At 73.1% G+C, this 12,507-nt stretch carries 14 protein-coding genes; 8 read left to right on the top strand and 6 right to left on the bottom strand.

The features are described 5' to 3' along the window. The first annotated feature begins 60 nt into the window (after positions 1-60). Positions 61-486, top strand: a complete 426-nt coding sequence (locus J2X49_RS05585) for a nitroreductase/quinone reductase family protein (RefSeq protein ID WP_310123527.1) — start codon at positions 61-63, stop codon at positions 484-486. A gap of 52 nt (positions 487-538) precedes the next feature. On the opposite strand, the gene J2X49_RS05580 is transcribed toward J2X49_RS05585, so the two are convergent. After that, positions 539-1,057: a DinB family protein gene (locus J2X49_RS05580; RefSeq protein ID WP_310123525.1), complete on the bottom strand. Its 519-nt coding sequence runs from the start codon at positions 1,055-1,057 to the stop codon at positions 539-541. Positions 1,058-1,157: 100 nt separating this feature from the next. On the opposite strand from J2X49_RS05580, the gene J2X49_RS05575 reads away from it, so the two are divergent. From J2X49_RS05575 to J2X49_RS05550, 6 genes are all read left to right on the top strand, one after another. Then, positions 1,158-1,295 carry a hypothetical protein gene (locus J2X49_RS05575; RefSeq protein ID WP_310123524.1) on the top strand — a complete coding sequence of 46 codons (138 nt, stop codon included), beginning with the start codon at positions 1,158-1,160 and terminating at the stop codon, positions 1,293-1,295. 286 nt (positions 1,296-1,581) lie between these two features. After that, complete coding sequence (locus J2X49_RS05570; protein ID WP_310123522.1) at positions 1,582-2,766, top strand: acetyl-CoA C-acyltransferase; 1,185 nt, start codon at positions 1,582-1,584, stop codon at positions 2,764-2,766. Between the two features lie 124 nt (positions 2,767-2,890). Beyond that, positions 2,891-3,649 carry an enoyl-CoA hydratase/isomerase family protein gene (locus J2X49_RS05565; RefSeq protein ID WP_310123521.1) on the top strand — a complete coding sequence of 253 codons (759 nt, stop codon included), beginning with the start codon at positions 2,891-2,893 and terminating at the stop codon, positions 3,647-3,649. Then, positions 3,646-4,590, top strand: coding sequence for a 3-hydroxyacyl-CoA dehydrogenase family protein (locus tag J2X49_RS05560; RefSeq protein WP_310123519.1), 945 nt, complete (start codon positions 3,646-3,648; stop codon positions 4,588-4,590). Before J2X49_RS05565 ends, J2X49_RS05560 begins: the two co-directional genes overlap by 4 nt. A 135-nt stretch (positions 4,591-4,725) precedes the next feature. Further along, positions 4,726-6,798: a phenylacetic acid degradation bifunctional protein PaaZ gene (gene paaZ / locus J2X49_RS05555; RefSeq protein WP_310123517.1), complete on the top strand. Its 2,073-nt coding sequence runs from the start codon at positions 4,726-4,728 to the stop codon at positions 6,796-6,798. A gap of 158 nt (positions 6,799-6,956) precedes the next feature. Beyond that, positions 6,957-7,346, top strand: coding sequence for a nuclear transport factor 2 family protein (locus tag J2X49_RS05550; protein ID WP_310123514.1), 390 nt, complete (start codon positions 6,957-6,959; stop codon positions 7,344-7,346). Positions 7,347-7,395: 49 nt separating this feature from the next. Here J2X49_RS05550 and J2X49_RS05545 read toward each other — a convergent pair whose 3' ends face one another. From J2X49_RS05545 to paaI, 5 genes are all read right to left on the bottom strand, one after another. Beyond that, positions 7,396-8,070, bottom strand: a complete 675-nt coding sequence (locus J2X49_RS05545; protein ID WP_310123511.1) for a transglycosylase family protein — start codon at positions 8,068-8,070, stop codon at positions 7,396-7,398. 189 nt (positions 8,071-8,259) lie between these two features. Next, positions 8,260-8,730: a nucleotidyltransferase domain-containing protein gene (locus J2X49_RS05540; RefSeq protein WP_310123510.1), complete on the bottom strand. Its 471-nt coding sequence runs from the start codon at positions 8,728-8,730 to the stop codon at positions 8,260-8,262. A gap of 2 nt (positions 8,731-8,732) precedes the next feature. Further along, complete coding sequence (locus J2X49_RS05535) at positions 8,733-9,344, bottom strand: TetR/AcrR family transcriptional regulator (RefSeq protein WP_310123507.1); 612 nt, start codon at positions 9,342-9,344, stop codon at positions 8,733-8,735. A 103-nt stretch (positions 9,345-9,447) separates the two neighbouring features. Next, positions 9,448-10,770, bottom strand: a complete 1,323-nt coding sequence (gene paaK, locus J2X49_RS05530; RefSeq protein WP_310123505.1) for a phenylacetate--CoA ligase PaaK — start codon at positions 10,768-10,770, stop codon at positions 9,448-9,450. A gap of 118 nt (positions 10,771-10,888) precedes the next feature. Next, positions 10,889-11,344 carry a hydroxyphenylacetyl-CoA thioesterase PaaI gene (paaI, locus tag J2X49_RS05525; RefSeq protein ID WP_310123502.1) on the bottom strand — a complete coding sequence of 152 codons (456 nt, stop codon included), beginning with the start codon at positions 11,342-11,344 and terminating at the stop codon, positions 10,889-10,891. Between the two features lie 114 nt (positions 11,345-11,458). Between paaI and paaA the strand changes: the two genes are divergently transcribed. Beyond that, complete coding sequence (gene paaA, locus J2X49_RS05520) at positions 11,459-12,445, top strand: 1,2-phenylacetyl-CoA epoxidase subunit PaaA (protein WP_310123499.1); 987 nt, start codon at positions 11,459-11,461, stop codon at positions 12,443-12,445. Positions 12,446-12,507: the final 62 nt, after the last annotated feature.

Here is a 12,507-nt window from a genome sequence, read left to right as displayed (position 1 = left end):
CTCGACGGCGGCCGCACGATCCACTGACCGCGAGCGTGCCGCGAGGGCCATACTCAGGCCATGGGACTCCGTGGATCGATCATGCGCGGAGCCGCCGACTTCCATGCGGCGCTCTTCCGCCGATTCACCTCGCCGAGGATCCACCGCATCGCAGGCCTGCCCATCATGCTGCTGACGGTCGCGGGGCGGCGCAGCGGCAGGGCCCTGACGACGCCCCTCGTCTACCTCGAGCACGAGGGCGGCTACGCCGTCGTCGCCAGCGCCGGTGGGCAGACCGAGGCGCCGCAGTGGTTCAAGAACCTGCGGGCCGCGACCCAGGCGACGATCGATCTGGGCGACGGGCCGCGCGAGGTCGACGTGCGCATCGCGCCCGAGCCCGAGCGGCAGGGGTTGTGGGCGCGGTTCCTCGCCGAGGGGACGACGTTCGCCTCCTACGAGAGACGGACGGATCGGGTGTTCGGCATCGCGGTGCTGACGCCGCGGTGACGCTGCCGGCCGCCTCGTGACGGCAGCGGCCTGAGGCCGCGGCCTCCTCGGCCTACGGCTGCACGTCGAAGGCGTGGTGCTCGAGGTCGTGGAGCGCGTAGACGAGCAGCGTCTCGACGGTGAAGACCGAGCCGTTGGAGCGCCTGCCCGGACGGCCCCACGCGTCTGACGGCACCGCATCCGCCGCGTTCGCCAGGCTCGTGGCGGCGACGTCGACCTCGGCGGCCACGTGCTCGGGCTCCTGGCCCGCGTAGCCGCCGTCGATCGCCGCCTGATCCTGATCCCAGTTCGCGAACTCCGGGTCGTCCTCGTGCAGCAGCTGCTCGAGTCGGCCCTGCATCACGCGGCAGACGTCGCGCACGTGCGCGGCGTACTCGAGCGGCGACCACGTCGCCTCGTCGGGGCGCTCGGTGACGCCCTCGCCGTGCATCCGCTGGTGCATCGCCGCCGCGGCATGGCGGATGCGCCTGCCGAGGTCGTCGCGGTCGACGTCGAGCGGGTCGAACCCGCACTCGGGGCAGCGCTCGTGGAGCACCCAGGTCCAGTCCTTGGTGTCGGGCTCGATCGGCATGCGGCCAGCCTGGCACGGCTGCGCGGATCATCCCAGCGGATGAGGCGGTCGCGCCGGTCGGCGGACGCGGCGACCGGGCCCCGATTCCTAGCGTCGGAGCATGGCACTCACCACGATCCTCTCCGTCGCCCTCTCCGTCCTGGCGCTCGCCGCCATCACCGTCGCCGTGATCGGCGCGGTCATCATCGGCCTCGCGCAGCTCGGACGCGCGCGGGCGGGCCGCGCGGCGCAGCGCTGACCCGCGGAGCTCGGGCCCAGCCGCTGCCCACCGTTCGTCGACCGGCTCCGCGTCGCGCCGACCGGATAGTCCGGTCGGCATCGCACCTGGCCGGTCGACGAACGGCGCCTGGCGGCACAGGGGTCGACGGGACGCAGCCGCAGCGGTCGGCGAGGCCCGGTGCGCCGCGGCCCGCCGCCTCCATGTTGCGGGCGGCATCGTCGGCGGCCTACTGTATTCCTGAACGATCGGTCACTAATTCGCGACCGGTCGCATCACCTGCAGTGACGACGGAGTCAGGAGTCCCATGCCCGAGGCCTTCCTCGTCGGTGGCGCGCGCACCCCGGTCGGCCGCTACGGCGGCGCCCTCGCCGGCGTCCGCCCCGACGACCTCGCAGCCCTGGTCGTCGGCGAGGCCGTCGACCGCGCCGGCATCGATCCCGCCCTCATCGACGAGGTGATCCTCGGCGGCGCCAACCAGGCCGGCGAGGACAACCGCAACGTCGCGCGCATGGCCGTCCTGCTCGCGGGCCTGCCCGACGCGGTGCCGGGCATCACCGTCAACCGCCTGTGCGCATCCGGCATGTCGGCGATCATCATGGCGTCGCAGATGATCCGCGCCGGCGACGCCGACGTGGTCGTCGCGGGCGGCGTCGAGTCGATGACGCGCGCGCCCTGGGTGCAGGCCAAGCCCGAGAAGGCGTGGGCGAAGCCGGGCGAGGCGTTCGACACGTCGATCGGCTGGCGCTTCGCCAACCCGCGGCTGCTCGCCCGCGACAAGGCGACCTTCTCGATGCCCGAGACCGCCGAGGAGGTCGCGCGCGTCGACGGCATCACCCGCGACGACGCCGACGCCTTCGCGCTGCGCTCGCACGACCGCGCCATCGCCGCGATCGACGCCGGCCGCTTCGCCGACGAGATCGTCGCGGTGCCGACGCGGGCCGGCGACGTGACCGTCGACGAGGGCCCGCGCCGCGAGACGACGATGGATGCGCTCGCGCGCCTGCGGCCCGTCGTGGCCGGCGGGTCGGTGGTCACCGCGGGCAACGCGTCGAGCCTCAACGACGGCGCATCGGCGATCGTGGTCGCGAGCGACGCGGCCGTCGCGCGGCTCGGCCTCGCGCCGCGCGCCCGCATCGTCGGCGGCGCGAGCGCCGGCATCGCGCCGGAGATCATGGGGCTCGGCCCGGTGCCGGCGACCGAGAAGCTGCTCGCCCGCACGGGCGTCGCGATCGACGAGATCGGCGCCGTCGAGCTCAACGAGGCCTTCGCGACGCAGTCGCTCGCGACCATGCGCCGGCTCGGCCTCGACGACGCCATCGTCAACGCCGACGGCGGGGCGATCGCGCTCGGCCACCCGCTCGGCTCGTCCGGCTCGCGACTCGTCGTCACGCTGCTCGGCCGCATGGAGCGCGAGGGCGCCGACCGCGGCCTCGCGACGATGTGCGTCGGCGTCGGCCAGGGCACCGCGATCCTGCTGGAGCGCCCGTGACTCCCGTCCGCCCCTTCGCTGGTCGAGTAGGGCGGAGCCGCCCGTATCGAGACCTGAACCGGGTCTCGTCTCGATACGCGCCCTTCGGGTGCTCCTCGACGACCGGTGCATGGGCGGGGCGCGCATGAGCGGCTCGCTGCGCATCGAGGAGCGCGACAGCCACGTGCTGGCCGTGCTCGACCGGCCCGAGAAGCGCAACGCGATCGACCAGGAGCTCGTCGACGCGCTGCACCGGCTCTGCGCGCGGCTCGAGGTCGAGCGGCGCGCCCTCGTGCTCGCCGGGTCCGGCGGCACCTTCGCGGCCGGCGCCGACATCGCGCAGCTGCGCGAGCGGCGCGCGACCGACGCCCTGGCCGGCATCAACACCCGCTGCTTCCAGCGCATCCGCGCCCTGCCGATGCCGGTGATCGCGGTGCTCGACGGCTACGCGCTCGGCGGCGGCGCCGAGCTCGCCTACGCCGCCGACATCCGCATCGGTACGCCGACGCTCACGATCGGCAACCCCGAGACCGGGCTCGGCATCATCGCCGCGGCCGGCGCCACCTGGCGCCTCAAGGAGATCGTGGGCGACGCCCTCGCGAGCGAGATGCTGCTCACCGGGCGCCTGCTGAGCGCTGACGAGGCGCTCGCCGCAGGGCTCGTCAGCGCGGTGCTCGAGCCCGAGGCAGCGCTCGCCCGCGCGGTCGAGCTCGCCGACCGCATCGCCGCGCTCGACCCGGCCGCGACGCAGGCGACGAAGCGCTCGCTGCTCGCCCCCGCGAGCGCACACCCCGAGATCGACCTCGCCGAGCAGGCGGTGCTCTTCGAGAGCCCCGAGAAGCACCGGCGCATGACGGCGTTCCTCGAGCGCCGGTCGGCCAAGCGCACCCAGGAGACCCGATGACCGATGTGACGGATGCGGTGGCCCCCGACGGCGGGCACGGCACGGCCCGCACGAGCCCGGCCGCCGACGACACCGACGCGCAGGTCGGCGCAGGCGCCCCCGAGCGCGTCGGCGTGCTCGGCGGCGGCCGCATGGGCGCGGGCATCGCGCACGCGTTCGTGCTCGCCGGCAGCCAGGTGGTCGTCGTCGAGCGCGACGAGGCGGCGGCCGACGCCGCCCGCGAGCGCGTCGCCGCGAGCCTCGCGAGAAGCGTCGAGCGCGGCTGGGCCGAGCCGCTCGACGAGCTCGAGGGGCGCCTGAGCGTCGCCGTCGACGTCGCCGCGTTCGGCGGCTGCGGCCTCGTCGTGGAGGCGGTGCCCGAGGACGAGGGGCTGAAGGCGGATGCGCTCGCCCGCGTCGAGGCGGTGCTCGACGACCGCGCTGCGCTCGCGAGCAACACGTCGTCGATCTCGATCGACCGGCTCGCGCGCGGCCTCGCCCGCCCCGAGCGCTTCCTGGGGCTCCACTTCTTCAACCCGGTGCCCGCATCCGCGCTCGTCGAGATCGTGCTCGGCGACGCCACCGAGCCGCGGCTCGCGAACGACGCGCGCGCCTGGGTGGAGGCGATCGGCAAGGCGCCGGTGACGGTGCACGACGCGCCCGGCTTCGCCAGCAGCCGCCTCGGCGTCGCGCTCGGGCTCGAGGCGATCCGCATGGTCGAGGAGGGGGTCGCGAGCCCCGGCGACATCGACACCGCGATGGAGCTCGGCTACAAGCACCCGGTCGGGCCCCTGCGCACGACCGACATCGTCGGGCTCGACGTGCGGCTCGGCATCGCCGAGCAGCTGCACCGCGAGCTCGGCCCGCGCTTCGAGCCGCCGGCGCTGCTGCGCCAGATGGTCGCCGAGGGCCGCCTCGGCAAGAAGAGCGGGCGCGGCTTCTACGACTGGACCGCCGAGTGACCGGCCCCGCTCCGCACAACGCAAGCCCAAGCGCCCCGATCCGCGGCCTATCGGGCCGACACCTCGCATCCGCCCCGCGCCGCGGCCCACGGGCTTGCGTTGTGCACGGCCACTGACCGAACGATGGAGACGACGATGACCCGACTGCTGCCCAGCTACATCCAGGACGCCTGGTGGGAGCCGACCGAGGCCGACGCCGCCGACGCGACCGTCGTGCGCGACGCCTCGACCGGCGAGGAGGTCGTGCGCGTCTCGACCGCCGGCCTCGACACCGCCGCCGCGCTCGAGCACGCCCGCACCGTCGGTCAGCACAGCCTCGCGCCGCTCACGTTCCACCAGCGCGCGATCCTGCTGAAGCAGATGGCGCTCGCGCTCACCGAGCGCAAGAGCGAGCTGTACGAGCTCTCGAGCCGCACCGGCGCGACGAAGAGCGACTCGTGGGTCGACATCGACGGCGGCATCGGCGTGCTCTTCACCTACTCGTCGAAGGGGCGGCGCGAGATGCCGCAGTCGACGATCTACCTCGACGGGCCCGTCGAGCCGCTGTCGAAGGACGGCTCGTTCCTCGCCCGCCACATCTGCACGACCCTGCCGGGCGTCGCGGTGCAGATCAACGCCTTCAACTTCCCCGTCTGGGGCTCGCTCGAGAAGCTCGCACCGGCGTTCCTCGCCGGCATGCCGACGCTCATCAAGCCCGCCACGCCGACCGGCTACGTCGCCGAGCACATGGTGCGCATCCTCGCCGAGTCGGGCCTGCTGCCCGCGGGCGCGATCCAGCTCGTCTCGGGCTCCGCGCGCGACCTCATGGACCACCTGCGGCTCGGCGACACCGTCGGCTTCACCGGCTCCGCATCCACCGCCGACTCGCTGCGCCGCCACGAGGCCGTGCAGGCCCGCGGCGTGCGATTCACGGCCGAGACCGACTCGATCAACGCCTCGGTGCTCGGCCCCGACGCGGTGCCCGGCACGCCCGAGTTCGACGCCTACGTGCGCGGCCTCGTCGCCGAGATGACGGCGAAGGCGGGCCAGAAGTGCACCGCCATCCGCCGCGCGATCGTGCCGACGGGCATGACGGATGCGGTGGCCGACGCCGTGCGCGAGCGGATCGCCGCGAAGGTGGTCGTCGGTGACCCGCGCGCCGAGGGGGTCACGATGGGGCCGCTCGCCTCCACCGAGCAGCGCGACGAGGTGCTACGGCAGGTGATGAAGCTGCGCGAGGGCGGCGGGCAGATCGTGGTCGGTGGCGACGCCGGGCACGTCACGCTCGCCGACGGCTCGCTCGGCGAGGCGGCGGGCGGCGCGTTCGTGGCGCCGACGCTGCTCGCCTTCGACGACCCGGCCGCGGCTGCGCTGCACGAGGTCGAGGCGTTCGGCCCGGTCTCGTCGCTCGTCGAGTACGGCTCGCCCGAGCAGGCCGCCGAGATCGTCGCCCGCGGCGGCGGGTCGCTCGTGACCTCGGTCGCCTCGCACGACCCAGTGTTCGTCAGCGAGCTGACGCGCCGCATCGCGCCGCACAACGGCCGCATCCTGCTCCTCGACCGCGACGACGCGCGCGCCTCGACCGGGCACGGCTCGCCGCTGCCGATGCTCGTGCACGGCGGGCCGGGCCGCGCCGGCGGCGGCGAGGAGCTCGGCGGCATCCGCTCGGTGCTCCACCACATGCAGCGCACGGCCATCCAGGGCTCGCCGACCATGCTGACGGCCCTCACCGGCGTGTGGCACCCGGGGGCGACGGCGTCGACCGAGGCGCCGCATCCGTTCCGCAAGTCGCTCGCCGAGCTGCGCATCGGCGACCAGGTCGTCTCGGAGCGGCGCGAGATCACGCTCGACGACATCGAGCACTTCGCCGAGTTCACGGGCGACCGGTTCTACGCGCACATGGATCAGGAGGCGGCCGAGGCGAACCCGTTCTTCCCGGGCCGCGTGGCGCACGGCTACCTGCTGCTGTCGTTCGCGGCCGGCCTCTTCGTCGAGCCGGCGCCCGGCCCCGTGCTCGCGAACACCGGCCTCGACAACCTGCGCTTCATGACGCCCGTCTGCCCCGGCGACACCCTGCGGGTGACGCTCACGGCGAAGCAGATCACGCCGCGCGAGACCGACCCCTACGGCGAGGTGCGGTGGGATGCGGTGCTCACGAACCAGGACGACGAGACCGTCGCGCAGTACGACCTGCTGACGTACGTCGCGAAGGAGCAGCCGGCGGCCTGAGCACCCCGCCCGACCGCTCGTTCTCGGTACCGATTCGCGGCTGAGAGCCCGCACGACCCGCGAGTCGGTACCGGAGAGCATCCCGCCCCCAAGTCGCCCCTGGCGCCCGCCCGACCGCGGGTCGACAATGCGGCTACAGCGTGGCGAGGGGGTGCACCGTGGACGGTGCCGACAGGAACGCGCAGCACGAGGCCGTCGTCGAGCGGCTGATCGCCTGCATCAACGAGCGCCGCATCGAGGTGATGGACGAGCTGTTCCACGAGGATGCGGTGATGGACTGGCCGCAGTCGGGCGAGCGGGTGGTGGGCGGCGAGAACCGCCGCGGCATCTACCGCGCGTTCCCCCAGCTGCCGACGATCACGCCGCGCCGGATCGTGAGCGCCGGCGACCTCGTCGTGGCCGAGGCGACGCTCGACTACGGGGGCCCTGTCTACAAGACGGTCTTCGTCTTCGAGTTCCGGGGCGACCGCATCGCCCGCGAGACGGCCTACTGGAGCGAGCCGTTCGACCCGCCCGACTGGCGCTCGCGCTGGGTCGAGGTGGCCTGACAGCACGAAGGGCGGAGACCCGACCGGATCTCCGCCCCCGTGCGACCGATCACTCGGCGGGCAGCACGAGCTCCTGGCCGACCTCGATGTGGTCGGGGTTCTCGACGATGTCCTGGTTCACGGCGAAGAGGCCGAGCCAGCCGGTCTCGATGTCGTTCGACTTGGCGATCGCGAACAGCGAGTCGCCGGCCTCGACCGTGACGCGCTCATCCGACGGCTCGACGTCCGGCAGGTCGTAGCTGGCGGGCGCGGCCGGTGCGGCCTGCGCAGCCGGAGCGGCCTCGGCGGCCGCCGGCGCCTCGGCGGGCGCGGCCTGCTGCGTGGCGGTGTCGACGGGCGTCGAGCTCGGCTCGGCGGCGCCCGAGGCGCCGATCTGCACCGAGCAGGAGGGCCATGCGCCCCAGCCCTGGCCGGCGAGCGTGTTCTCGGCCACGCGGATCTGCTCCTCGCGCGACGCGTCGGCCGGGTTGCCCGAGCCGCCGTAGGCCTGCCACGTCGACAGCGAGAACTGCAGGCCGCCGTAGTAGCCGTTGCCGGTGTCGATCGACCAGTTGCCGCCCGACTCGCACTGGGCGAGCGCGTCCCAGGTGGCGTCGCTCGCGGCGTTCGCCGCGGTCGGCACGAGCATCGCGCCCGCGAAGACGGCCACGCCGGCGGCCGTCACGGCGCCGCCGCGCAGGAATCGCTTCGATCGGCGGGCGTCGTCGGTGGTGTGCTTCTGCATGAGCTGAACTCCACGGCCCCGTCTCGGCGCGCGATCCCGCGCATCCGACCGCCCGACCGGAATGACTCGATTCGATGGCGCGGAGGACTCCAGGGGCGGATGCGACGGCCGTCCTTCGCGGTTCAAGCCGGCTACGCTACCAAAGATCACGATTCGATAACAATCGTGCGCATCCGGCACGTCCCGCGCTCAGCCCTCGAGCCGCCGCAGCAGCGCGACGTCGTGCACGTCGACCTCCCGCGGCTCGTAGCCCTCGCGCAGCTGCAGGAGCCGCGCGGCCGACGCGACCACGACGGCGCGCCCGCCGATCGATCCCGTGGTGCGGTCGGCGGCGCGATGCACCAGCTCGCCCCCGTCGAGCAGCGCCTGCACGCCGTCGCCGCCAGGCAGGATCTGCATCGGGTGCAGGTCGATCCGCCGGTCGCCCGCGGCGAGCTCGATCCGCACCGGCAGCCAGTCGTCGACCACCGCGTACCCGCGCTCGCGCAGCACCGCGAGTGCGTCGTCGAGCGCGACCTCGTCGAGGAAGACGTCGAGGTCGCGGTGGGGCCTGGTCTCGCGGCCGACCAGCGCATCCACCGCCCAGCCGCCGTTGCACTGATAGACCACCGACCGGCGCTCGAGCCAGTCGACGAACCAGACGACCTCCTCCGGCGGCACGGCTACAGCGACGACGGCTCGCGCAGGCCCGTGCGCACGAGCTCGAGCACCGAATCGGCGAGCTGGTGCGGGGTGATCGGGCCGTCGGGGCGGTACCACTCGACGATCGAGTTGACCATGCCGAAGGTGAGCCGCTCGGCCACCCGCGGGTCGATGTCGGGCCGCAGCGTGCCCTCGGCTCGCGACTGCTCGAACATGGCGCGCAGCTTGCGGTCGATCTCGCGCCGTCGCCGAAGCGCCTCGAGCTCGATCGGGGTGTTGCCGCGCAGCCGCAGCAGCAGGGTGACGAACGCCCGGTGCTCGCACAGCACGAGCACCGCGCCGCGGATGACGTGGCGGATGCGGTCGACGACCGGGCCGCTCGTCGCCTCCGGAGCGTCGAAGACGGCCTCGAGCGCGTCGAGCGCCTTGCCGAGGGCCACCTCGAGCATCTGCTCCTTCGAGGCGAAGTGGTGGTAGATCGCCGACTTCGACAGGCCGAGCCGCTCGGCGAGCACCCCGAGGGAGGTCGCGTCGTAGCCGCGCTCGTTGAACGCCTCGACGACGACCTCGAGCATCGAGTCGCGGTCGTAGCCGGGGCGGCCGCGGCGGGCGGGCTCGGTGGCGGTGGTCATCGGGACATCATCTCAGCGGCGCTCGACCGCTGGCGGGTCAGCGAGGGTCTCGCGACGCGTGCGGGCTGCGCCCGCGCGCTCCTCGACCTTGCGCGATCCGGGCTCACGGCCGTGAGCCCTCCTCGCGCAAGTCATACACACGCTTGTACTTGCCCTCCGAGCGCGGCAGCGAGCCCGTCGGCACGATCTCCACGTCGACGGTCGTGCCGATGCGCTCCTTCACGCGCAGCTTCAGGATCTCGGCGGCGGCCGTCGACACGACCGGCTTCACGCCCGGCGTGCTCTCGATCTTCACGACGAGCCCGTCCATCCGCCCGCGCTTGACGAGCTCGAGGATGAAGTGCGGGGTGAGGTGCTCGATCTCGAGCACGATCTCCTCGATCTGCGTCGGGAAGATGTTGACGCCGCGCACGATGAGCATGTCGTCGTTGCGGCCGGTGATCTTCTCGATGCGGCGCATCGTCGACTGCGCCGAGCCCGGCAGCAGCCGGGTGAGGTCGCGGGTGCGGTAGCGGATCACGGGGAACGCCTGCTTCGTGAGCGAGGTGAAGACGAGCTCGCCCATCTCGCCGTCGGGCAGCTGCTCGCCGGTCTCGCCGTCGATCACCTCGGGCAGGAAGTGGTCCTCCCAGATGGTCGGGCCGTCCTTCGTCGACGCGAACTCGCTGCCGACGCCCGGCCCCATGACCTCCGACAGCCCGTAGATGTCGACCGCGTCGAGGCCCATCCGCCGCTCGAGCTCGGCCCGCATCTCGTTGGTCCACGGCTCGGCGCCGCAGATCGCCACCTTGAGCGACGTCGCGCGCGGGTCGAGCCCGGCCTCCTCGAACGCATCCGCGATCGTCAGCAGGTACGAGGGCGTGCACATGATCGCGTCGGGCTCGAAGTCGCGGATGAGCTGCACCTGCCGCGCCGTCTGGCCGCCGGAGACGGGGATGACGGTCGCGCCGAGCCGCTCGATGCCGGCGTGGGCGCCCTGGCCGCCGGTGAAGAGGCCGTAGCCGTAGGCGTTGTGCACCTTCATGCCGGGCCGCACGCCGGCGGCGCGCAGCGAGCGGGCGACCACGTCGGCCCACACGTCGAGGTCGTCCTTCGTGTAGCCGACGACCGTCGGCCGGCCGGTCGTGCCGGAGGAGGCGTGGATGCGCGCCACCTGCTCCATCGGCACCGCGAACATGCCGAACGGGTAGGAGGCGCGGAGGTCCTCCTTGCTCGTGAACGGCAGCCGCCGCAGGTCGTCGAGCGCGCGGATGTCGTCGGGGTGCACGCCCGCCTCGTCGAGCTTCCGCGTGTACGTCGGCACGTTCGCGTAGGCGTGGCGCACGGTCTGCTGCAGCCGCTCGAGCTGCAGCGCGCGCAGCTCGTCGAGCGTGAGCCGCTCGCCGGCGTCGCGGAGGTCGGCGGATGCGGTGGGCTGGTCGAGCATCGTTGCTCCTGTCTCTGCGGTCATCGAGGAGGCCAGAAGGGCCGCATCGAGATGGCGATCGGTCGTGGTCTCGACACGCCGCCTGCGGCGGCTGCTCGACCGACGGGGGATGGGTGGGTCAGGCGGGGCCGCCGGTGCCCTCGGGCGCGGCGGGGGCGGTGCGGTTGGTGGAGAAGGAGCGGCCGCGGAACTCCGCGACCGTCTCGCCGGTCTCGTCGACGATCGTGACGTCGTAGAGCCCGTTGCGGCCCGATCGCCAGCGCCGCTCGGCGGTGGCCGTGAGCGTCTGCCCGGCGTGGGTGGCCTTGGCGAAGGTGATGTCGGCGCCGGATGCGACCGTGACGGTGGCGTCCTCGTTGCACGCGTAGGCGAAGGCGGTGTCGGCGAGCGTGAAGACCAGGCCGCCGTGCGTGATGCCGAAGCCGTTCACCATGCGGTCGGTGACCGGCATGGTGAGCACGGCGCGGCCGCGCGCGAGCTCGGCGATCTCGATCCCGAACGCCTCCTTGGCGCGGTCGGTCTCGGCCATGACCGTGGCGAGCCACGTGTCGTCCCGGGTCGTCTGCAGTGCCATGCGCGCTCCGTTGCGTCCGCTCTCCGGGCCCCGTTGCAGGCCCGCATGCGGCCAGTCTATACTTACTGAACGTTCGGTCACTAATTCCGGACCGTGATGGAGACGGAGTCGACGATGACGCTCACCGCACCCGACGCATCCGCCCGCATCGACGCGGAGCAGGAGGCCGAGCTGCAGGCGCGCTTCGACGCGCTGATCGACGCAGACCAGCGCATCGAGCCGCGCGACTGGATGCCCGACGCCTACCGGAAGACGCTCATCCGGCAGATCTCGCAGCACGCGCACTCCGAGATCATCGGCATGCAGCCCGAGGGCAACTGGATCTCGCGCGCGCCGAGCCTGAAGCGCAAGGCGATCCTCATGGCCAAGGTGCAGGACGAGGCCGGCCACGGGCTCTACCTCTACTCGGCCGCGCAGACGCTCGGCATCAGCCGCGACGAGATGACCGAGCAGCTCATCACCTCGCGCGCCCGCTACTCGTCGATCTTCAACTACCCGACGCCCACGTGGGCCGACATGGGGGCGATCGGCTGGCTCGTCGACGGCGCCGCGATCTGCAACCAGGTGCCGCTGTGCCGCGCCTCCTACGGTCCCTACGGCCGCGCGATGGTGCGCATCTGCAAGGAGGAGTCGTTCCACCAGCGGCAGGGCTTCGAGATCCTGCTCGAGCTGAGCCAGGGCACCCCCGAGCAGCACGCGATGGCGCAGGAGTCGGTCGACCGCTGGTACTGGCCGGCGCTCATGATGTTCGGCCCGCCCGACGACGAGTCGCCCAACTCGGCGCAGTCGATGGCGTGGAAGATCAAGCGCTTCTCGAACGACGAGCTGCGCCAGCGCTTCGTCGGCATGCTCGTGCCGCAGGCCGAGGTGCTCGGGCTCACGCTGCCCGACCCGAACCTGCGCTGGAACGAGGAGCGCCAGGCCTGGGACATGTCCGAGATCGACTGGACCGAGTTCAACGAGGTGCTCGCCGGCCGCGGCCCCGCCAACGCCCAGCGCATCCAGCACCGCCGCGACGCCCACGAGGAGGGCGCGTGGGTGCGCGAGGCCGCCGCGGCCTACGCCGAGAAGCAGGCCGCCCGCGACCGCGCGGCCGCCTGACGCCACCGAGATCACCGAGCTTCCCCGAACCGCGGGTCTCGACCCCGAGACCCCGCGCTCGA

Source organism: Agrococcus sp. BE272, assembly GCF_031457935.1.
GTDB classification, from domain to species: domain Bacteria; phylum Actinomycetota; class Actinomycetes; order Actinomycetales; family Microbacteriaceae; genus Agrococcus; species Agrococcus sediminis.
The sequence above is the reverse complement of the archived record's forward strand: the minus strand, read 5'-3'. Positions and strand labels throughout refer to the sequence as shown.